Raw genomic sequence first — 21,624 nt, forward strand, 5'->3', positions numbered from 1 at the left:
CCCGCCCCCCTTTCACATGTCGAGCGTGTCGCGCGCGTCGAGCGTGTCGAGAAACGCGTCCTCCGCCGCGTAGTCGAAGAGGTCGCCGTACGTCTGGAACATCTTCGGGTACGCCTCCCGCCAGTCCCGCCCCGCGAGTCGCCCCTCGATCCACGCGACCGTGTCCGGCAGCGTCTCCGCGTACCGCACGACCGGCCGGTAGCCCAACTCCCGTTCCGCCGCGGACATGTCGCACACCACGGGCGCCGGTACCGACCATGGCGTGTCACCCACCGTGGGCGCCGGCGGCGGCCCGTCCACGAGGACGCTCTCGCTCTCGGTACCCATCACGGCGTCGATCGCCCGCGCGATCTCCGCGACCGTCGGAGCGTCCGGGTCCACGGCGTTGAGGACCCGGGCGCCCGGCCGCGCGGCCGCCAGCCGGATCAGCTCCGCGATGGTGTGGACGCTCGCCGGGTGGAACCGGCTCTGGCCGCCGTAGGAGAGGACGCGCCGGGGCCGGCCGTCCAGGTGGCGCTTGACGAAGTAGAGCTCGCGCGGCGTGCGGCAGTGCGGTCCGTGGACCGCCCCGGCCCGCAGCAGCGTCGTCGGCAACTGCGCCCCGGCCGCGAGGAGTTCGCGCTCCAGGCCCGCCTTGCGGGTGCTGTACGAGGTGTCGCCCGGTCGGACGGTCCGCCGGCCCTCCGTGATCGGCACCGGGTACTCGGGGAAACCGTCCGGCTCCTGCTGGGTGTCGAAGTTCCGGCCCTTGTCGTCCTCGTACACCGACACGCTGGAGATCACCACCGCCGAACCCACGCGATCACGCAGCGAGATCAACTGCCGTGCGTGGTCCGGCCCGTAGGCCACCATGTCGACCAGGACGTCACAGCCGTCGCCGACCGCCGCGGCCAGGGCCGCGGCGTCCTCCCGGTCCGCCCGCATCGCACGCACGTCCTCGGGCCAGCCCTCGTCCCGGCCGCCGCCGCGCGACAGGGCCGTCACCTCCCAGCCGTCCCGGGCCAGCACGCCCACGGCCGCCCGCCCGATCTGCCCCGTCGCTCCGACCACCACAGCACGTCTCATGCGGCGACCGTACGACCCGGCCCGCCGCGGCTGCCAGGTGCTCTGCCGACAGCAGAGGTCAACTCAGCGGCAGCCGGGGGAACCTGCGCTCCTTCTCGGAGCGCGCCGCGGCCTCCTCGGCCTTGGCGACGGCCGCGTACTGGTCGACGTACTCCTGCTCGGACAGCGTCAGGATCGCGTACATGATCTCGTCGGTGATCGCGCGCAGGATCGCCTTCTCGTTCTCCATGCCGGCGTACCGGGAGAAGTCGAGCGGCTTGCCGAAGCGGATCACCACGGGGTGGATGTTGGGGACGAGCTTGCCCGGGGGCTGGGCCTCGAAGGTGCCGATCATCGCGCAGGGGATGACCGGGACTTGGGCCCTGAGCGCCATCACCGCGACGCCGACCTTGCCCTTGTAGAGCCGGCCGTCGTGGGAGCGGGTGCCCTCCGGGTAGATGCCGAGCAGTTCGTCCTTGCTGAGGACGCCGAGCCCCTCGCGGATCGCTGCCTGGCCCGCCTCCTTGCCCGAGCGGTCCACCGGGATCTGCCCGGCGCTGCGGAAGAAGGTCGCGACCAGCCGGCCCCTGATGCCGGGCCCCGTGAAGTACTCGGCCTTCGCCAGGAAGGTGATGCGCCGCTTCAGTACCGCGGGCATCAGGAAGTGGTCCGAGAAAGAAAGGTGGTTGCCCGCGATGATGGCCGCGCCCGATGCCGGAACGTGTTCGAGACCTTCTATTCGAGGGCGGAAGACCAGTCTCAGCAACGGCCCCAGGAACACGTATTTGAGCAGGTAGTAGAACAAGGGGGGTCGCTCCTCACTCCGGCGGTCGGCTCAACCGCCGCGTTAAAGCAGGTCAACCGGCACGTAGTGGGGGTGCCAGTGTAGGCCCAGGCCGCGGCCTCCGGAACCGGAGCGCGCGGGCTCCGGCAAAGGTTTGGCCGATCACCGACGGGTCGTCGGCGGCCTGCCACCGTCGCCCGGACGGCCGTCGTCACAGCCGCACGCATGGCCGCGCTCATCGCCGTACTCACAGCCTGACGATGATCAGGGCCGTGTCGTCCGTGGCGCCGCCGGGAGGCAGCAACTCCAGCAGGACGGCGTCGGCGAGGCTCTCGGGGTCCGTGGCCCGGTGGCGGCGCAGGGAGTCGGCCAGGCGGGCCAGACCGGTGTCGATGTCCTCGCGGCGCCGCTCCACCAGACCGTCGGTGTACAGGGCGAGGGTGGCGCCGTCCGTGAAGGAGGTGCCCGCCTGGGGTCTGGGGACCGGGTCGGGACGGGCGTCCAGCGGGGGATCGGTGGCGCGGTCGAGGAACTCCACCCGGCCGTCGGGATGGACCAGGACGGGCGGCGGGTGGCCGGCGCTGCTGTAGGTGATCGTGTGCCGGTCGAAGTCGATGAACGTGGTGACCACGGTGGCCGATTCGGCGCCGTCGACCACGTTGGCGTACCGCCCGAGGACGTCCAGTGCTTGAGCGGGCCCCACGGCTACCCGGGAGGTGGCGCTCAGCGCGCTGCGCAGCTGGCCCATGACACCGGCCGCCGCGAGCCCGTGACCGACGACGTCGCCCACGGACACGCCGAGACGGTGGCCGCCCACCAGGTCGACCAGGTCGTACCAGTCGCCGCACACGTTCAGCGCGCCGACCGCGGGCCGGTAGCGGACGGCGGTGCGATGGTCGCCCACCTGCCGGCGGGCGGGCAGCATCGCCTCCTGCAGGGCCAGGGCCACCTCGCGCTCGCGGGCGTGGGCCCGCCGCAGCCGCTCGTTGAGGTCCTGCAGCTCGCGGGCGCGGGTGTACAGCTCGGCCTCCAGCACCCGGGTGCGGCCGGTGCTCCGGCCGCCGCGGGCCCGGATCAGCTCGGTGACCTCCTCCACCCGGTGCACCAGCAGCACCACCTCCCCGCCCGGCCCGAACACCGGCGCGTTGCACGGGCTCCAGTACCGCTCCTGCCAGTGCCCGGGCCGCTCGGGATCCTCGACGTCGTACCTCTGCAACGCCATCGCGTCGCGTTCGCCGGTGGCCAGCACGCGCTGCAGCGAGGCCTCCAGGTTGCGCATGCCCGTCGCGTTGGGGTCGTTGGGGTTGTCCGGGAAGACCTCGAACAGATGGCGCCCCACCATCTGCTCGCGCTTGCGGCCGGTGACCCGGAGGAACTCCTCGTTGACGTCCGCGTACTCCAGTTCGGGCGTGAGCACGGCCACCATTCCGGGCAGGGACTGGAACAGCGCCGCGTAGTCGATCGCCGAATCGTTCATCGCTCCCGCTCTCACGCCGGGAATCGTCCCAGTTTCGCATGATATGCACGTTCGGGCTCCACCGGTCGGTCCGTTCTCACGCCGGCGGATCCGTGAGCGACTGCTCCGCCCAGATGACCTTTCCCTCGGGAAGGAAACGGGTGCCCCACCGCTGGGTGAACTGGGAGACCAGCAGCAGCCCGCGCCCGCCCTCGTCCATGGTGCGCGGATGGCGCAGGTGGGGTGCCGTGGCACCGCCGTCGAAGGCCTCGCAGATCAGCGTCCGGTCCTTGATCAGCCGGAGCCGGATGGGACCGGTGGCGTACCGGATGGCGTTGGTGACCAGTTCGCTGACCACGAGCTCCGTGGTGAAGGCCAGCTCGTCCAGCCCCCAGTCCGTCAGCCGCCGGCTGGCCGCCTTGCGGGCGTCGGCGACGACGGCCGGGTCGGCGGGCAGCTCCCAGGACGCGACCTGATCGGCGCCCAGACGCCTGGTACGGGCCATCAGCAGCGCCACGTCGTCGTGCGGGCGGGCGGGGACCAGGTCGTTCACGACGGCCCGGCAGCGCTGGTCGAGGGAGGACGCCGACCGCTCCAGCGCCCGCCGCAGCCGCTCCTGGTCCGTGTCCATGGCCCACTGCTCGCCGCGGGCCAGCAGACCGTCGGTGTACAGCGCGAGCGTGCTGCCCTCCGGCAGGGTCACCTCGACCGACTCGAACGGCCGGCCGCCCGCGCCCAGCGGCGACCCCTGCGGCAGCTCGACGAACATGATCGTCCCGTCGGGCCGGACGACCGCGGGCGCGGGATGGCCGGCGGCGGCCATCGAACACCGCCCGTCGACCGGGTCGTGGACGACGTACAGACACCCGGAGCCCACCTCCTGCGTGCCGGCGCCCGGCGCCCCGCTCTCCTCCTGCGCCGTGCGCGCCACCAGGTCGTCGAGGTGGGCCAGCACCTCGTCCGGGGGCAGATCCAGCGCCGCGAGGGTCCGTACGGCGGTCCGCAGCCGTCCCATGGCCGCCGCGGCCTCGATGCCGTGACCGGGCACCTCGCCCACGACGAGGGCCACCCGGGCGCCGGAGAGCGGGATCACGTCGTACCAGTCGCCGCCGAGGCCGGTCAGCTCGTTCGCCGGGCGGTAGCAGGCGGCCACCTCCACCGCGTCCTGGTCGGGCAGCCGGTGCGGGAGCAGGTTGCGCTGCAGCGCGAGCGCCGCATCCCGCTCGCGGGTGTAGCGCCACGCGTTGTCCACGCACACCGCGGCCCGCGAGACCAGGTCCTCGGCCAGGCTCAGGTCCTCCTCGTCGAAGGGTTCCTGCCGGTGACGCCGGAAGAAGGTGGTGACGCCCAGCGTGACGCCCCGCGCCCGGACCGGCACGACCATCACGCTGTGCAGCCCGGGATCCGAGGACGTGCCCCCGGGGCCGCCGGAGCTGTCCGTACCCCACTGCCGGGGGAGCGGGTCCATCCGCTCCTCGCTCCGGGACAGACCGGTGGTGAGGCACCGGAGCTGGGGGGAGCCGGGCGGGTAGGCGGCCGGATCGCCGATGCCGGCGGCGTGCGCGGAGCCCTCCTCGCCGTCCGCGATCTCGTCGGCCGACGTCCATCCCGCCCGCCGCAGCCGTACCGGATCCGTCCCGTCCAGCGGCCCGGGCGCCGGCTCCGCTCCCCGCAGCACCGACTCCAGCAGGTCCACGACGACCAGGTCGGCGAGCGCCGGTACGGCCACGTCGGCCAGCTCCTGTGCCGTCCGCACGATGTCCAGGCTGCGGCCGATGTACTCGCCGGCCCGGTCGAGGAGGGCCAGCCGCTGCCGGGCGCGGTGGTGCTCGCTGATGTCGACGACGGTGTAGTACACGCCCATCGGATGGCCCCGCTCGTCGTCGAGCCGGGTGAACGACATGACGTGCGCGGTCTCCCGGTGCGGCGCGGAGCGCACGCTGCCGACGTGCTCGTACCCGATGACCGGCTCCCCGGTCGTCAGCGCGTGCCGCATCTGCGCCTCGATGGCATCGGAGTCCAGGCCCGGCTGTATGTCCGCCAGCCGCAGCCCGAGCCGCCGCTCGGGCGGTCCGCCGCCGAACTGGGCCAGAGCCGTGTTCGACCACACGTACCGCAGGTCGGTGTCGACGATGGCGATGCCGATGGGCGACCGGGCGACCATCTGCTCCAGCACGGTGCGCGGCATGTCCCAGCCGGTGGCCTCGGCCATCTCCGACATCAGCATCAGCCACCGTGAGGGTCCGCGGGACTCCTCGGCGGAGGCGATCTTGACCATGACCCTGACCGGCCGCCCGTCACCGCGGCGCACCGACAGCAGCCCCGCCCAGCCGCCGTTCGTGCGCCACTGCTCGACCAGGTGCGGCACCCGCCCGGCGTCCTCGGCGGTCAGCAGGTCGGCCAGGTTCGTGCCGACCGCCTCGGCGGCCGGGTACGCCAGCAGCCGCTGCGCGTCGGCGCTCCAGCTCGTCACCACTCCCGCCGCGTCGAGCAGCAGTGGCGCCGCGTCCGCCACGTCGAACCGCCGGCGGGACACCTCGTACTCCTCAAATGTGCCCACTGCCGACCTCTCTGTCGCTGAGAGTGGTCTACCACCTCCTGACTCAATCTTGCCCCGCTACGACGGGACCGCACCGCGCCGCGGCCAGGGAGTTGGGTGGGTGCGGCGGCACTCCGCCCGCACGGGCGGCCGGCACCCACCCGCCCTGCTCAGTCCCGCCCGAGCACCCTGCGCAGCGCCCCGAGCGCCGAGATCAGCTCCGCCTCCGTGATCGTCAGCGGCGGTGCCAGCCGGATGGTCGAGCCGTGCGTGTCCTTGGCCAGGACGCCTTCCCGCAGCAGTCCCTGGCCGATCTCGCGGCCGGTGCCGATGGCCGGGTCGATGTCGACGCCCGCCCACAGGCCGCGGGAGCGGAAGCCGACCACGCCCTGGCCGACCAGTCCGGCGAGGCCGTCGCGGAGCACCTCGCCCAGTTCCGCCGCCCGGCGCTGGAAGTCACCCGTCTCCAGCAATTCCACGACCGCCGTGCCGACCGCCGCGGCGAGCGGGTTGCCGCCGAACGTCGAGCCGTGCTCGCCCGGCCGCAGTACTCCGAGGACGTCCCGGCGGCCCACCACCGCCGACACCGGCACGATCCCGCCCCCCAGCGCCTTGCCCAGCAGGAGCAGGTCCGGGACGACCCCCTCGTGATCGAGGGCGAGGGTGCGGCCCGTGCGGCCCAGCCCCGACTGGATCTCGTCGGCGATGAAGAGGCAGCCCGCGCGCCGGGTCAGTTCGCGTACGCCGGTCAGGTAGCCCTCGTCGGGGATGACGACTCCCGCCTCGCCCTGGATCGGCTCGATGAGCACCGCCGCCGTGGTCTCGTCGACGGCCGCCTCCAGCGCGGCCAGGTCGTTGTACGGGACGACACGGAAACCCGGTGTGAACGGACCGAAGCCCGCCCTTGCCGTCTCGTCCGTGGAGAACGACACGATCGTCGTCGTACGGCCGTGGAAGTTGTCCGCGGCGACCACGATCGTCGCGCGGTCGGCCGGGACGCCCTTCACCTCGTACGCCCACTTGCGGGCCACCTTGATGCCGCTCTCGACCGCCTCCGCGCCCGTGTTCATCGGCAGCACCATGTCCAGCCCCGTCAACTCCGCCAGCCGTTCGGCGAACTCCGCGAGCCGGTCGTTGTGGAAGGCGCGTGAGGTGAGGGTGAGGCGGTCGAGCTGCGCGTGGGCCGCCTCGACCAGCGCCGGGTGGCGGTGGCCGAAGTTGAGGGCCGAGTAGCCGGCCAGCATGTCGAGGTAGCGGCGGCCCTCGACGTCCTCCACCCAGGTGCCCTCGGCGCGGGCGACGACCACGGGCAGCGGGTGATAGTTGTGCGCGAGGACCGGCTCCTCGGCGCGGATCAGGTCGGCGGAGGTACGCGTACGGACAGGAACACGGGCGGGAGCTGTCATGAGCGGATCTCCTGGGTGCAGCACTTGATGCCGCCGCCGGCCTTCTGGAACTCGGAGAGGTCGACGGGGACGGGGACATAGCCGTGGTCACAGAGGCGGGAGGCGAGCGCCTCGGCCCGTGGCGCGATGAAGACGTTGCGGCCGTCGGACACGGAGTTGAGGCCGAAGGCCATCGCGTCGTCACGGGTGGCGAGCACCGCGTCCGGATAGAGGCGGGCCAGCACCTCGCGGCTGCCCGGCGAGAACGCCTCGGGGTAGTACACGATGTTTCCTTCGTCCCCGCCGTCGAGGACGAACAACGCCGTGTCGAGGTGGTAGAAGTACGGGTCCACCAGCGTCAGGCTGATCACCGGATGGCCGAAGAACTCCTGCACCTCGCGGTGCGCCTCCCTCGTCGTCCGGAAGCCGGTGCCGGCCAGCATGTACCGGCCGGTCCACACCAGGTCGCCCTCGCCCTCGCAGACGGACCGCGGCCGGTGGACGTCGTAGCCCGCCATCGCGAACCACGTGTCGTAGTGCGTGGACTCGGGGCGGCGCTCGGGGGCGTGGAAGAGGGAGCCGAAGACGCGGCCGTCGACGACGACCGCCGAGTTCGCGGCGAAGACCATGTCGGGGAGCCCGGGGACGGGTTCCAGGGTGTCGACGTCGTGGCCGTGCGTGCGGTAGGCACTGATCAGCGCCCGCCACTGCTCGTGGGCCAGATCGACGTCGACCCGGGTGTCGGGATGCATCCAGGGGTTGATCGCGTACTGCACGGCGAAGTGTCTGGGTTCGCAGACGAGGAAGCGCCGCCGGCGCGGCACACGGGAATCGGTCACAGAGGGGTGCCTCCGCTTCCTGCGGTGTCGACTGAGGGTTGACACCACGGTAGGAACTGACCGAGACGGCCGACAAGAAACGAGAATTGCGTGTCCACGCAGGAACGCTGCGTCTTCGGCCGGTTCAACGCTCGTCTTGTGCGCGCTCCGGCGTATGCTCCGGCGCGGGCTGGCTGGCGCCCGCCTCCGGGCTCTCCGGCAGCAGGTGCGACAGCACCATCACGCTGATCGTCTTGCGGATGAACGGCTCGACGCGGATGCGCTCCAGCACCTCCTCGAAGTGCTCCACGTCCCGCGCCCGCACGTGCAGCAACGCGTCCGCCCCGCCGGTCACCGTCATGGCCGCGGTGATCTCCGGGTGGTTGCGCATCACCTCCGCCAGCCGCCGGGGCGGGGCCGCGCCCTCGCAGTACACCTCGACGTACGCCTCCGTACGCCAGCCCAGCGCCGACGGCTTCACCGTCGCCGTGAACCCGGTGATCACGCCGGTGTCCCGCATCCGGTCCACACGCCGCTTGACCGCCGTCGCGGACAGCCCGACGGCCGCGCCGATCTCGGCGAAACTGGTCCTGGCGTTCGCCATCAAAGCGGTGACGATCTTCCGGTCGAGCTCGTCGAACGGCGCGGGCCTGCTGTTCATGCGGGCACTGTATCCAGCGGAAAGGTCCTGACCCCTCCACGTGTGCACGCGTACGAATAACTCCTACACTCCGGGTTCATGCTGCGCGCCCTGGCTGTCGACGACGAACGCCCCTCGCTGGAGGAACTGCTCTACCTCCTGAACGCCGATCCCCGCATCGACAGCGCGGAGGGCGCCGGTGACGCGACCGAGGCGCTGCGCCGCATCAACCGCGCCCTGGAGTCCGGACCCGGCGGGCCGGAGGCGATCGACGTCGTCTTCCTCGACATCAACATGCCCGGCCTCGACGGACTGGACCTCGCCCGGCTGCTGACCGGCTTCGCCAAGCCGCCGCTCGTCGTGTTCGTCACCGCCCACGAGGACTTCGCCGTGCAGGCCTTCGACCTCAAGGCCGTCGACTACGTGCTCAAGCCCGTCCGCAAGGAACGCCTCGCGGAAGCCGTCCGCCGCGCCGCCGAGCGCAGCGACCTGGGCCCCCGCATCCCCGTGCACGAACCCGACCCCGACCACATACCCGTCGAACTCGGCGGCGTGACCCGCTTCGTCTCCGTCGACGACATCACCCACGTCGAGGCGCAGGGCGACTACGCGCGGCTGCACACCGACAAGGGCAGTCACCTGGTACGGATCCCGCTGTCCACCCTGGAGGAGCGCTGGCGCTCCCGCGGCTTCGTCCGCATCCACCGCCGCCACCTGGTCGCCCTGCGCCACGTCGGCGAACTCCGCCTCGACGCCGGCACGGTGAGCGTCATGGTCGGGTCCGAGGAACTCCAGGTCAGCCGCCGCCACGCCCGTGAGCTGCGGGACCTGCTGATGAGGAGGCCATGACGTGCCCCAGGACCCCGCCGACCGCCGCGTCGTCGTCACCGGCCCGCCCCGGCGCACTCTCCCCCACGCTCGGCTTCGCTCGCGCGGGCGGTACCCCCATGCCTCCGGCTACTACCGCCCGCGCACCGAGATCGACGAGCAGACCACTCTCGGCCACACCTACGTCCGCTCCCTGATGCGCAGCCAACTGCGCGCGGGCCTCGCCGTGTTCGCGTTCCTCGGCCTGCTCATCGGCCCACTGCCCCTGCTCTTCGCGGCGATGCCGGACGCCCGCCGTCTCGAATGGGCGGTCCTGGGCTTCGGCCTCTACGTCCCCCTGGTCCTGCTCGCCCGCTGGTACGTACGGCGCGCCGAGCGCAACGAACGGGACTTCGTGCGCCTCGTAGAGGACCGATGAACTCCAGCTACGCCGTCCCCGCGGTCGCCCTCGTCGTGGTGGCCACCATCCTCGTCGGCGCCTTCGGCCTGCGCATATCCCGTACGACCTCGGACTTCTACGTCGCCTCCCGCACCGTCGGCCCCCGCCTCAACGCGGCCGCCATCAGCGGCGAGTACCTCTCCGCCGCCTCCTTCCTCGGCATCGCCGGCCTGGTCCTGGTCCAGGGCCCGGACATGCTCTGGTACCCGGTCGGCTACACCGCCGGCTACCTGGTCCTGCTCCTGTTCGTCGCCGCCCCGCTGCGCCGCTCCGGCGCCTACACGCTCCCCGACTTCGCCGAGGCCCGGCTCGCCTCCCAGGCGGTACGGCGGCTCGCGGGCGCCTTCGTCGTGGGCGTCGGCTGGCTGTACCTGCTGCCCCAACTCCAGGGCGCCGGGCTCACGCTGACCGTGCTGACGCGCGCGCCCGAGTGGCTCGGGGGAGTGATCGTCGCGGTCGTCGTCGTCGCCACCGTCGCCGCCGGCGGCATGCGCAGCATCACCTTCGTGCAGGCCTTCCAGTACTGGCTCAAGCTCACCGCCCTGCTCGTCCCCGCCCTCTTCCTGGTCCTCGCCTGGCAGGGCGACGGATCCCCCCGGCGCGCCTTCGAGGAACCGGCCACCTTCCGCGAACAGCGGGTCGTCCGCGTCGACGCCGGACTCGACCTCAAGCTTCAGGCACCCCTGACGGTCACGGTGAGCGGCACGGTCGACGGCCGCCCGTACGACGACCAGCGGCTCCACCTCTCCATCGGCACCCACCGCATCGAACAGGGCACCCGGCTGACCTTCGCCAAGGGCGCCACCGTCCCGGCCGCCGACCGCGGCAGCAACGGCGGCATGTCGACCTCCCTGGCCGCGAGCCGCGAGGAACGCCCGCTGTACGCCACCTACGGACTGATCCTCGCCACCTTCCTCGGCACCATGGGCCTGCCGCACGTCGTCGTCCGCTTCTACACCAGCCCGCACGGGGTCGCCGCCCGCCGCACCACGGTCGCCGTGCTCGGCCTGATCGGCGCCTTCTACCTGCTGCCGCCCGTCTACGGCGCCCTGGGCCGCCTCTACGCCCCCGAACTCACCATCAGCGGAGACGCGGACGCGGCCGTCCTGCTGCTGCCCGAACGCATGATCGGCGGCCTCGGCGGCGACCTGCTCGGCGCGCTGGTGGCGGGCGGCGCCTTCGCCGCGTTCCTGTCCACCGCCTCGGGGCTGACCATGGCCGTGGCGGGCGTCCTCACCCAGGACGTCCTTCCCACGCGCGGCGTACGGCACTTCAGACTCGGCACGGTCCTCGCCATGGCCGTGCCGCTCGCGGCGAGCATGCTGGTCGGCGGACTGCCGGTCGCCGACGCGGTGGGACTGGCCTTCGCCGTGTCGGCGTCGTCCTTCTGCCCGCTGCTCGTCCTCGGCATCTGGTGGCGGCGGCTGACCCCGCCGGGCGCGGCCGCCGGGATGCTGGTGGGCGGCGGCTCCGCGTTCCTGGCCGTGGCCGCGACCATGGCGGGCTTCCCGGGCACCGGCCCGCTGCACGCCCTGCTCGCCTGGCCCGCCCTCTGGTCGGTGCCGCTGGGCTTCCTCACCATGGTCCTGGTGTCCCTGGCGACGCCGGGGCGCGTACCGGCGGGGACGGCGGCGATCCTGGCCCGCTTCCACCTGCCGGAGGAACTGCGGGAGGAACTGCGCGAGGAGGTGCGGGCATGAGCGGATTCCTCGCCGGGCTGTGCGTGGCGATCCTGCCCCTGCTGGCCGCCGGCTTCTGGCTCGGCAGGCGCACCGCACGCCCCCAGAACCTCGGCGGACTCGGCACCCCCGTCGAACACGCCACCTTCCAGACCCTGCACACCGCCTCCCTCGCCGCACCCCCGCTGCGGGCCGGCCTCACAGAGGAGACCGCGCGCAAGTCCGCCCGCCGACTGCGCACCCTGCTCGGAACGGACGCGCTGTGCCTCACGGACCAGGAGCAGGTGCTGGTCTGGGACGGCGTCGGCGACCACCACCGCACCGAGATCATGGAACTCCTCGCCGGCCCCCTGGACACCGGCCGCGGCGAGGCCTTCCGCCTGAAGTGCGACGTCCCCGACTGCCCGGTCCGCTGGGCGGTCGTCGCCCCCCTCACCGTCGACGACCGGGTCCACGGAGCCCTCGTCGCCTGCGCGCCCCGCGAGTCCGCCGTCCTCGTCCGCGCGGCCCAGGAGGTCGCCCGCTGGGTCTCCGTACAACTCGAACTCGCCGATCTCGACCAGTCCCGCACCCGCCTCATCGAGGCCGAGATCAAGGCCCTGCGCGCCCAGATCTCCCCACACTTCATCTTCAACTCGCTCGCGGTGATCGCCTCGTTCGTCCGCACCGACCCCGAGCGAGCCCGCGAACTGCTCCTGGAGTTCGCCGACTTCACCCGCTACTCGTTCCGCAGGCACGGCGACTTCACCACCCTCGCCGACGAACTGCACGCCATCGACCACTACTTGGCACTCGTCCGGGCACGCTTCGGCGACCGCCTCTCCGTCACCCTGCAGATCGCCCCCGAGGTGCTGCCGGTCGCCCTGCCCTTCCTCTGCCTGCAGCCGCTCGTCGAGAACGCCGTCAAGCACGGCCTGGAGGGCAAGGCGGCAGCCGGCAAGAGCCACATCAGCATCACCGCGCAGGACACCGGCGCGGAGGCCCTGGTCGTCATCGAGGACGACGGCGCGGGCATGAACCCCGGCCTGCTGCGCCGCATCCTCGCGGGCGAGGTCAGCCCGTCGGGCGGCATCGGGCTGTCCAACGTCGACGACCGGCTCCGCCAGGTCTACGGAGACGACTACGGCCTCGTCATCGAGACCGCTGTCGGCGCGGGCATGAAAATCACCGCCCGGCTGCCCAAGTACCAGCCGGGGGTGCACTCGGCGGGCCGCCTCAGCGGCGGCTAGGAATCAGGTGCTGCGGGTGGCCACCATCCCGAGGGTGATCAGTCCCAGCACGACCCAGCCGAACCACAGCCAGCCGTTGCTTCCGAGCGCCACCGTGTAGGCGGTCACCGCGACGAGACCGCCGACGGTGAGCACCCCCATCGTTCTGGTCGAGCCGTCCGTGGAACCGGGCATCGCAACACCCTCCTCATGATTCGTCCTCCTCCATGGTGCCCCCGTTCTGCTTCCGCACGGTGCATACGACGAAATGTGTGCCGTTCTTCCAGGGACCCTCGCTCGTCCAGGAGCCCGCCGTGTACACCGACGGATCGAAGCCGTAGTCCCCCGCAGGCACCGCACGCCCGCACGCCACGTCCGATTCGGTGCGCGCCTCGGGAAGCGTGACGTCCGCGTCCAACCGGGTGAACCCGAGCACCACCTCGTCATGCGCCCCCTCGCAGGACACCAGCCGGGCGTCCCGGTTGGAGCGGACGTCGAGACAGTCCCGCTTCTGCATGGTCGCCGTGTCCGCGAAGGCCGATCCCACCTCGCGGTGCCGGCCGATCGGCCCGTACATCGGCCCGTGCGCGCCCAGCACCAGACAGGCGGTGCGCCGCCCGGCCGCCTCGAAACCGCCCGCGGTCGGCACGACCGCGAAGCTCCGCACGTCCGCGAGCCGGTCCCGGACCTCCTGGGTGCGCTCCTCGCACCGGGCGGGCCCCGACCGCCGCGCCTCGTCCACCGACGCGGCCGCGACGAACGCCAGCACCTGTCCGTCCGGCGCCGCCCCGGTCCCGCAGCCCGGGTCCAGGACCAGCCGGGGCGTGCCCTGGAAGGGCCGCGCGCCGGCCCAGTCGGCGAGCACACAGTCACCGTCCCGCAGTGGCTTCGCCAGCCCGACACTCTCCCCGTACGGCGGTCCGCTCCCGCCGCCGGGGGTGGTGGTCCGGTCCGCCAGGGCGTACCAGACCCCGCCCAGGGCGAGGACCATACCGAGACCGCAGGCGATGACCGCCCGCAGTGCGTGCGAGCGCTCCCGCCGCCGCCTTCCGGGCGCGGACGGCGGCGAGGGCGCGAAGGGCGGCCCGAACCCGTGCGGATCCACGGCCTCGGGCCGACCATGGCTCCCCACAGCCTCGGGCCGGCCGTGGGGGTCGGAGGCCGGCCCGAACCGTTGCGGATCCGGGGAGAGACCCCGCCCATGCGGATCCAAGGTGCGGCCGAGGCCCTGCGCATCAGCGGTCGGCCCTGGCCCGTGCGGATCAGAGGTCGGCGACCCGAACCCTCGCGAGTCCGCCGCCGGCCCGAACCCTGGCCCGTGCGGCCCCTTCGGCGGCGCGGCCACTCCCGCCCAGGGCGGCTGCGAGCCCAGGTCGGTCTGGGTGCGGGAGTACGCCTCGGCCTGCGGCGTGACGATCCGCGACAACGCCGCCTCGGCCTCCGCCGCCGACAACCGCTGCCCGGGATCCTTCGCGAGCAGCGCGGCCAGGACGGGCTCCAGCGCCCCGGCGCGCAAGGCCGGACGCGGTTCCTCCATGACCACCGCGGTCACCTCGGCGAGATGCGACTCCCGCTCGAAGGGCCCTTGGCCCTCGACGGCGTGGTAGAGCGTGCAGCCCAGCGAGAACAGGTCGGCGGCCGCCGTGGGCGCCCCGCCCGTGGCCCGCTCCGGCGCCAGGTACCCGGCGGTCCCCACGAGCACGGACGCCAGCGTGTAGCGCGTCTCTCCCGCGTCCGGCTGCACGGAGATGCCGTAGTCGGTGAGCAGGACACGACCGTACGGCGCCCCGGTGCGGTCCGGCGCGAGCAGGATGTTCGCCGGCTTCACGTCCCGGTGCATGACGCCCCGCTGGTGTCCGGCCGTCAGCGCGTCGAGCACCGCGAGGCCGACCCGGGCGCACTCGGCCGGGGCGAGCGGCCCCCTCGTGCGGACCAGCTCCCGCAGGTCGACCGCGCCCGCCACGTACTCCATGACGATCCACGGCAGCCCCTCGTGCTCCAGCACGTCGTGCACGGTCACCACATGTGGATGGCCGCGCAACCCGGCCGCGTACCGTGCCTCGGCACGTGCCCGGGCGACCCGCGCCTCCCGCTCGTGCCCGGCCTCGACCGGGTCGCGGAACACGATCTCCTTGAGCGCGACCTCGCAGGCGAGTCTCTGGTCGTGGGCGAGCCACACATGGCCCATGCCGCCGCTGCCGAGCTGGTGCAGCAGCAGATAACGGCCGGCGACGACCCGGCCCGCTCCCGATGTCGGTGATCCTGAAGGCATCCGGTGACTCCCGGGTTCTCCGGCTACGCGGTCGCACCGGCGGATCCGCTGCCCGCCGGGGCGCTCGTGGCCGGTTCGCTGCTCGCCGGTGCGCTGGTGACGGGCGCGCTGCTCGGAGGCGGCGCGCTGCTGGTGACCGGGCCGCCGGCCGGTGGCGAACTGCTCACCTGCGGTGGCGAACTGGTCGGAGGCGGCGGGGGAGGGGACGAGCTCGTCGAGGGCGGCGCGGAACCGGGCGGCCGGCTGGACGGGGTGGCCGTGTCCGGCGCGGAGCTGCCCGGCGGGCTCGACGGGGGCGGCGCGGAGCTCGACGGCGGACCCGATGATGGCCTCGACGCCGGGCTCGATGGCGGACTCGACCCGGGCGACCCCGAGGTCCCGCCGCTCGACTGCGGTGGTGTGCTGGTCGACTGGGAGGACCCGGGCGGTGCCGGGGGAGTGGACGACCCACTGGACGCGCCACCGGACGTGCCACCGGGTTCGCTGCCGGACGTGCCACCGGACGTGCCCGCCGACGTACCCCCTGGCCCGCCCCCGCCGGACTCGCCCCCGGCCACGCTCAGCGTCACGTACTCCCCGAACCGCAGCTCGCTCCCCGCCGGCGGATCGGACGCCGTGACCTTGGCGCCGTTGGGCGGCAGCCCCGCCCCGGCGTACCCGACCGCCAGGCCCGAGTCGGTCAGCCGCCGGCTCGCCTGTCCGAACGTCGTCCCGGCGAGCTTCGGCACCGCGCGCCGCTTCCGGGTGTCGAACGTGGAGTCGTCCTCGCCCGTCGTGCCGACCGGCCGGTTGATGCCCCGCTCGGGTTCCCCGACGTCGACGAGGGCGATCCGCTCAAGTGCCCGGGGCGCGGGCCGCACGGCCACCACCCGGGACCGCTCGTAGCCCCGCCACTTCTTGTTGCCGTCCTCGAACTCGACCGAGATCCGGCTCGTGTCACCCTCGAAAGGCCGCAGCGGATTTCCGCACGAACATTTCACGGCCGGCTGTCCCTGCCGATCCACCAGAATCGCGATTCCCGCCTGGAGCAGCGAGTCGTAGGGGACGGCCTTTCCCTTTTTGTAGTCGTGGTTCTTCACGAGAGTGTCGTGACGCAGGAGAACGGGTGTGAGCCGTTCCAGATAATCCGGAATACCGTTCTTCGATATCTTCTGGGCGCGCGCCCACGCCTCGGCCTTCCGGCCATTGGCGGGATCGGTCAGGAACTGTTCGAGCCGGTCGACGTCACAGATCGTCGGCTGCTTGGAACCCCCGTACAGGCCTGGTGTGTCCCCCTGCTGCAAACCGCCGTGCACGGCCTGCGACCGGACCTGGGCGTCCGTGCCGAGTCCGCTGTTCTCGTCGAAGAACGGCGCCAGTGAGGGCACGCCCGCGGCGACCGCCTTCACCGCGGCCAAGGGCGCCTCTCTGTCGCAGCCGCTCGACGTGAGAACGAGAACCAGGAAGCACGCAATCCTTTTCCCGGCCCCTTGCATAAATGCGCGAAGTGTCATCACCGCTCCCCCCGGCGGTTCCCCCAACGCGCTTCATGCTACTGAACGAGAGGCCTTTCAACGCCCGCGTGCGTCCAATGAGGCCAAATAGGCGTTGTATGCCTCGAGTTCCTTGTCGCCGTCCCGGTCGGCGGCCCGGTCCTGACGTTTGGCCTGCCGCTGCTCGGAGCCGTACCACTGGAAGAGCAGCGCGATCAGCACCAGCACGGAGGGGATCTCGCTGAAGGCCCACGCGATGCCGCCGGCCGCGTTCTGGTCGGAGAGCGCGTCGATGCCGAGCGAGGCGGGCGGGTTCTTGAACGTCTCGACCATGGGCTCGGACGCCATCATCAGCGCGATGCCGAAGAACGCGTGGAACGGCATGCCCGCGAACAGCTCCAGCATCCGCATCAGGTAGCCCGGCCGGTTGGGGCCCGGGTCCACGCCCATGATCGGCCAGAAGAACACGACGCCGACGGCGAGGAAGTGCACCATCATCGCGATGTGCCCGGTCTTGGAGCCCATCAGGAAGTCGAAGATCGGCGTGAAGTACAGCGCGTACAGGCTCGCGATGAACAACGGGATGGTGAACGCCGGGTGCGTGATGATCCGCATGTACCGGCTGTGCAGGAACATCAGCAGCAGCTCGCGCGGCCCCTTGCGGCCCCTGGCCGCGGGCGGCAGCGCACGCAGCGCCAGCGTGACGGGGGCGCCGAGCAGCAGCAGGATCGGCGACAGCATGCTGATCACCATGTGCTGCACCATGTGCACGCTGAACATGACCATCCCGTAGTCGTTCAGCCGGGTGCACATCACGAGCCCTATGGACAGCACACCCACGACGTACGCGATCGTCCGCCCCACCGGCCAGGCGTCCCCGCGCCGCCGCAGCCGCACGACCCCCCACCCGTACAGGGCGAGCCCCACTACGCAGGCCGCCAGGAAGAACGGGTCCGCCGACCACTGAAGACCCTGCCCCAGCGTGAACGGCGGCAGATCCATGGTCATGCCGTGCCCGCTGTGATCCATCCAACGGCTCCTGATTCGTGGGGGTTGTGCATGTCTGTCCGCAGACAGACTAGAACTGCCCCCGGCGACCACGGTCACCGGGGGCAGTGCGCTCACCCGCGCGTCAGAGAACGCACTCGGCCTCGTCGTACCGCTCCACCGGAACCGTCTTCAGCGTCTTAACGGCCTCAGCCAGCGACACCATCACGATGTCGGTCCCGCGCAGAGCCGTCATCTTCCCGAACTCACCACGGTGCACGGCCTCCACCGCATGCCACCCGAACCGGGTGGCCAGCACCCGGTCGTACGCGGTGGGTGTCCCGCCCCGCTGCACGTGCCCGAGGATCACCGGCCGGGCTTCCTTCCCCAGCCGCTGCTCCAGCTCGATCGACAGCTGCCGCGCGATCCCGGCGAACCGTTCGTGGCCGTAGACGTCCTTGACGCCCTCGTCGAAGCTCATGCTGCCGGGCCGCGGCTTGGCCCCCTCCGCGGCGACGACGATCGCGAACCGCTTGCCCGCCTCGAACCGCTCGCCGACCTTCGCGGTCAACTCCTCGATGTCGAAGGGCCGTTCCGGTACGACGATGGCGTGCGCGCCGGCCGCCATGCCGGAGTGCAGCGCTATCCACCCGGTGTGGCGGCCCATGACCTCGACGACGAGCACCCGCTGGTGGGACTCGGCGGTGGTCTTCAGCCGGTCCAGCGCCTCCGTCGCGACACCGACGGCCGTGTCGAAACCGAACGTGACGTCCGTGACGGCGATGTCGTTGTCGATCGTCTTCGGCACGCCCACGATGGGCAGACCGTTGTCCGACATCAGCCGGGCAGCCTTGAGCGTGCCCTCGCCGCCGATGGGGATGATCGCGTCGAGGCCGAGCTCCTCGACGTGGCCCCGGGCCCGTTCCACACCGTCCCGCAGGTGGGAGGGCTGGACCCGGGAGGAACCGAGGATCGTGCCGCCGCGCGCCAGGATGCCGCTCACCGAGTCGAGGTCGAGCTTGAGGTAGTCGCACTCCAGGAGGCCTTTCCAGCCGTCCCGGAAACCGATGACCTCATCGCCGTGGTCGGCGACGGCACGGTGCACGACGGACCGGATGACGGCGTTCAGGCCGGGGCAGTCGCCGCCGGACGTGAGGACACCAATGCGCATAGCCCGAAACCTTCTCGACGTGGGCTGGATCCGGACCACGTTGTCCGGCTCGATCCCCGCCACCCTAACGGGAGGAGGGGGCGGGGCCGTACCGTGCGTCCGCCTGCTGGACGACCCCGCTCACCTGTGCGGACCCATGGTCAGACGGGCTGCTGAAGGCAGGCTTAAGAGAAGGTGTACGCGCAGGTCAAGCGGTCACACGGCCGGGCAGGTCAAGCCGGCTGCTGCGCGGCCGCGATGCGCTCGTTGCGGAGCGCCTCGTACCACCGGTCGTCGGTCGGCGGCAGCGCGTTGACGTCGAGCGCCAGCTTCAGCAGCAGGTCGGCGATCAGCGGGTTCCGCGCGAGCACGGGCCCGTGCATGTACGTCCCGAAGACCGTGTCGTTGTACGCCCCCTCCGTGCCGTCCCCCGTGCCGTTGCCGTTGCCGAGGCGGACCTTGGCGAACGGGCGGGCGGTGGGCCCGAGGTGGGTGACGCCCTGGTGGTTCTCGAAGCCGGTCAGCGGGGGCATGCCGAGGCGCGGGTCGATGTCGGCGAGCACGTCGCCGACGCACCGGTCGCCCTCGCCCCGCGTGGAGACCACGTCGAGCAGGCCGAGGCCGGGCTCGCGCTGGCCGAGGTCGTTGATGAACTCGTGGCCGAGGATCTGGTAGCCGGCACACACCGAGAAGACGATCGCGCCGTTCCCGACGGCCCGGTGCAGACCGCCGTCCCGGCGCAGCCGCTCGGCCGCGAGCCGCTGCGGCCGGTCCTCGCCGCCGCCGATCAGGTAGATGTCGCCGGAGGTCGGGATCGGCTGGTCGCTGCGCACGTCGAGACGGGCCACGTCGAGGCCGCGCTGCCGGGCCCGGCGTTCCACGACGAGGACGTTGCCCTGGTCGCCGTACGTGCTGAGCAGGTCGGGATAGATCCAGACGATCCGCAGCTGGTTGTCGCTCACAAAAGTCCCCTGAAGTCCGTAGCTCAGTTGCCGACGCGGCGGCGCAGGTCCTGGAAGGCGGTGTAGTTGGCGATGACCTCGATACGACCGGGCGGGGACAGCTGCACCGCATGGTCGAGGTTCTCGCACACCTGGAACTGCTGGTTGGCCACCTCCAGGCGGACCGCGAGGTCCAGCTTGCGGTCGCCGACCACGCAGATCGGGTGGCCGGTCAGCCGCGTGTAGTCGACGTCCCACAGCCAGGAGGTGTCGGTGCCGTCGGCGCCGCGCGCGTTCACCGAGAGGATCACCGGGGTCGGCGGCGGATCGATCAGGCTGAACGTTTCGAGCCAGCCGGCGGGGTTCTTCGCGAGCAGCAGTCTGAGGTCGCGCTCCATGAACTGCACGACGTCGTAGCGGCCGGCCACCGCCTGCACCTGGTACATGCGCTCCAGAGCGACCTGCGGCGGTACGCCGAAGACGGCGGCGACGGCGGCCGAGGAGGCGGCGTTCGCCTTGTTGGCGCGGCCCGGCAGCTGGAGGTGGATCGGCCAGGCGGAGCCGTGCGGGTCCAGAACGTGATCACCGGACAGCGCCCAGCTCGGCGTCGGCCGGCGGAAGCCGCACTCGCCGCAGAACCAGTCGTCGCCCGGGCGCTGCATCACGCCACCGCAGGACGGGCAGGACCAGGCGTCGTCCTTCCACATCTGCCCGGCGGCGACCCACACCACGTTGGGGGAGGAGGACGCGGCCCACACGATCAGCGGGTCGTCCGCGTTGGCCACGATGACGGCCTTGGAACCGGCCAGCCCCTCCCGCCAGTTCTCGGCGAGCATCCGGGTCTCGGCGGCGCGGTCGAGCTGGTCGCGGGAGAGGTTGAGCAGGGCGATGCACTTGGGGTCGGTGTCCCGGGCGACCCCGGCGAGGTACTTCTCGTCGACCTCGATGACGCCGTACCGGGCCTCCGACCTGCCCGCCAGCGCGGAGGTGATGCCGGCCGGCATGTTGGCGCCGAGCGCGTTGGAGACGACCGGACCCGCGGCACGCAGTGCCTCGGCGATCAACCGCGTGGTCGTGGTCTTGCCGTTGGTCGCCGACACCAGGACGACGTCCAGGTTCTGGGCGAGCCGGGCGAGGAGGTCGGGGTCGAGTTTGAGTGCCACCCGGCCGCCGATCACCGAGCCGCTGCCGCGCCCCGCGGCGCGCGATGCCGCCGCGACCGCCTTGCCCGCGGTCACGGCGATCTTGGCCCGCGGCGAGAGCGGGTCCGAGTTGCCTGCCATCAGTTCTCGATCCTCCTTGCGTACGCGCCGCGCCCCTGCCTTCGGCAACGTGGTGTGGGCCTCAGCCTATCGAGATCCATTCGCACTCCCGAATCGCGGCACCCGCGCGACATTCGCGTGACTGGGAGGACCGTACCCTTGCCGCCATGCGACACGGCCCGATCCCGGGCGCCCACGGGCGCGTCCGGCCCCTCACGCTGCTCGGCGACGACGTTCTGCACGCCCCCTGCGAGGAAGTCACTGACTTCGGTCCTGAACTCGCGGCACTTGTCGAGGACTTGTTCGCGACCATGTACGCCGCGCGGGGCGTGGGCCTGGCCGCGAACCAGGTCGGCGTGCCGCTGCGGGTGTTCGTATACGACTGCCCGGACGACGAGGAGGTGCGCCACCTTGGCCACGTGGTGAATCCCACGCTCGTCGAGCGGGACGGCGTCGTCCTGCGCGGCCCGGAGGGCTGCCTGTCCCTTCCGGGCCTGGAGGCGGGAACGGAACGCCACGACCACGCGGTGATCGAGGGGTACACGGCGGCGGGCGAGCCGCTCACGGTCCACGGCACGGGTTTCTTCGCGAGATGCCTGCAGCACGAGTACGACCACCTGGAGGGCCGCGTCTACGCGGACAGGCTGAGCGGCTGGCGACACAGACGCCTGATGCGACAGGCGTCCCGAGCCTCTTGGCGCCGGTGAGTGTATTCCCCCA

General features: G+C 72.0%; 19 protein-coding genes. 5 read left to right on the top strand and 14 right to left on the bottom strand.

Translation table 11 applies throughout. The features are described from left to right. Positions 1-12: 12 nt before the first annotated feature. From ACWBNA_RS19690 to ACWBNA_RS19720, 7 genes are all read right to left on the bottom strand, one after another. Positions 13-1,053 (bottom strand): NAD-dependent epimerase/dehydratase family protein, encoded by a 1,041-nt coding sequence (locus ACWBNA_RS19690; protein WP_482705870.1) that lies wholly within the window; start codon positions 1,051-1,053, stop codon positions 13-15. Positions 1,054-1,123: 70 nt separating this feature from the next. Next, entirely contained in the window at positions 1,124-1,849 is a 726-nt protein-coding gene (locus ACWBNA_RS19695) for a lysophospholipid acyltransferase family protein (RefSeq protein WP_482705733.1), read from the bottom strand. 226 nt (positions 1,850-2,075) lie between these two features. Beyond that, complete coding sequence (locus ACWBNA_RS19700) at positions 2,076-3,305, bottom strand: PP2C family protein-serine/threonine phosphatase (RefSeq protein WP_482705734.1); 1,230 nt, start codon at positions 3,303-3,305, stop codon at positions 2,076-2,078. Positions 3,306-3,381: 76 nt separating this feature from the next. Continuing rightward, positions 3,382-5,844, bottom strand: coding sequence for a SpoIIE family protein phosphatase (locus ACWBNA_RS19705; RefSeq protein ID WP_482705735.1), 2,463 nt, complete (start codon positions 5,842-5,844; stop codon positions 3,382-3,384). 149 nt (positions 5,845-5,993) lie between these two features. Continuing rightward, positions 5,994-7,229, bottom strand: a complete 1,236-nt coding sequence (gene rocD / locus ACWBNA_RS19710; protein ID WP_482705736.1) for an ornithine--oxo-acid transaminase — start codon at positions 7,227-7,229, stop codon at positions 5,994-5,996. Next, the gene (ddaH, locus tag ACWBNA_RS19715) at positions 7,226-8,047 is read right to left on the bottom strand and encodes a dimethylargininase (protein ID WP_482705737.1); all 822 of its coding nucleotides are present in this window, start codon (positions 8,045-8,047) and stop codon (positions 7,226-7,228) included. Before ddaH ends, rocD begins: the two co-directional genes overlap by 4 nt. A gap of 124 nt (positions 8,048-8,171) precedes the next feature. Then, a complete protein-coding gene (locus ACWBNA_RS19720) occupies positions 8,172-8,687 on the bottom strand; it encodes an Lrp/AsnC family transcriptional regulator (RefSeq protein WP_383867039.1) in 516 nt (171 codons plus the stop codon). A 78-nt stretch (positions 8,688-8,765) separates the two neighbouring features. On the opposite strand from ACWBNA_RS19720, the gene ACWBNA_RS19725 reads away from it, so the two are divergent. From ACWBNA_RS19725 to ACWBNA_RS19740, 4 genes are read left to right on the top strand one after another with little or no spacing between them, the layout of a single operon-like run. Further along, positions 8,766-9,515 carry a LytR/AlgR family response regulator transcription factor gene (locus tag ACWBNA_RS19725; protein ID WP_482705738.1) on the top strand — a complete coding sequence of 250 codons (750 nt, stop codon included), beginning with the start codon at positions 8,766-8,768 and terminating at the stop codon, positions 9,513-9,515. Position 9,516: 1 nt separating this feature from the next. After that, positions 9,517-9,912 carry a hypothetical protein gene (locus ACWBNA_RS19730; RefSeq protein ID WP_482705739.1) on the top strand — a complete coding sequence of 132 codons (396 nt, stop codon included), beginning with the start codon at positions 9,517-9,519 and terminating at the stop codon, positions 9,910-9,912. Continuing rightward, positions 9,909-11,633 (top strand): sodium/solute symporter, encoded by a 1,725-nt coding sequence (locus tag ACWBNA_RS19735; protein WP_482705740.1) that lies wholly within the window; start codon positions 9,909-9,911, stop codon positions 11,631-11,633. Before ACWBNA_RS19730 ends, ACWBNA_RS19735 begins: the two co-directional genes overlap by 4 nt. Then, positions 11,630-12,841 carry a sensor histidine kinase gene (locus tag ACWBNA_RS19740; protein ID WP_482705741.1) on the top strand — a complete coding sequence of 404 codons (1,212 nt, stop codon included), beginning with the start codon at positions 11,630-11,632 and terminating at the stop codon, positions 12,839-12,841. Before ACWBNA_RS19735 ends, ACWBNA_RS19740 begins: the two co-directional genes overlap by 4 nt. A 3-nt stretch (positions 12,842-12,844) precedes the next feature. On the opposite strand, the gene ACWBNA_RS19745 is transcribed toward ACWBNA_RS19740, so the two are convergent. From ACWBNA_RS19745 to ACWBNA_RS19775, 7 genes are all read right to left on the bottom strand, one after another. Then, positions 12,845-13,015 (bottom strand): membrane protein, encoded by a 171-nt coding sequence (locus tag ACWBNA_RS19745; protein WP_030041537.1) that lies wholly within the window; start codon positions 13,013-13,015, stop codon positions 12,845-12,847. Between the two features lie 13 nt (positions 13,016-13,028). Then, positions 13,029-15,092, bottom strand: coding sequence for a serine/threonine-protein kinase (locus ACWBNA_RS19750; RefSeq protein ID WP_482705742.1), 2,064 nt, complete (start codon positions 15,090-15,092; stop codon positions 13,029-13,031). A gap of 23 nt (positions 15,093-15,115) precedes the next feature. Beyond that, positions 15,116-16,585: a DUF6777 domain-containing protein gene (locus tag ACWBNA_RS19755; protein ID WP_482705743.1), complete on the bottom strand. Its 1,470-nt coding sequence runs from the start codon at positions 16,583-16,585 to the stop codon at positions 15,116-15,118. 57 nt (positions 16,586-16,642) lie between these two features. Further along, entirely contained in the window at positions 16,643-17,593 is a 951-nt protein-coding gene (locus ACWBNA_RS19760; protein WP_482705744.1) for a cytochrome c oxidase assembly protein, read from the bottom strand. A 103-nt stretch (positions 17,594-17,696) separates the two neighbouring features. After that, positions 17,697-18,722 carry a 6-phosphofructokinase gene (locus tag ACWBNA_RS19765; protein ID WP_482705745.1) on the bottom strand — a complete coding sequence of 342 codons (1,026 nt, stop codon included), beginning with the start codon at positions 18,720-18,722 and terminating at the stop codon, positions 17,697-17,699. 212 nt (positions 18,723-18,934) lie between these two features. After that, positions 18,935-19,663 carry a type 1 glutamine amidotransferase gene (locus ACWBNA_RS19770; RefSeq protein WP_482705746.1) on the bottom strand — a complete coding sequence of 243 codons (729 nt, stop codon included), beginning with the start codon at positions 19,661-19,663 and terminating at the stop codon, positions 18,935-18,937. Between the two features lie 23 nt (positions 19,664-19,686). Beyond that, a complete protein-coding gene (locus ACWBNA_RS19775; protein ID WP_482705747.1) occupies positions 19,687-20,925 on the bottom strand; it encodes a MurT ligase domain-containing protein in 1,239 nt (412 codons plus the stop codon). 146 nt (positions 20,926-21,071) lie between these two features. Here ACWBNA_RS19775 and def point away from each other — a divergent pair, with 146 nt between their 5' ends. Then, positions 21,072-21,611: a peptide deformylase gene (def, locus tag ACWBNA_RS19780; RefSeq protein ID WP_482705748.1), complete on the top strand. Its 540-nt coding sequence runs from the start codon at positions 21,072-21,074 to the stop codon at positions 21,609-21,611. The last annotated feature ends 13 nt before the right edge of the window (positions 21,612-21,624 follow it).

Source organism: Streptomyces sp. Q2 (assembly GCF_056820935.1).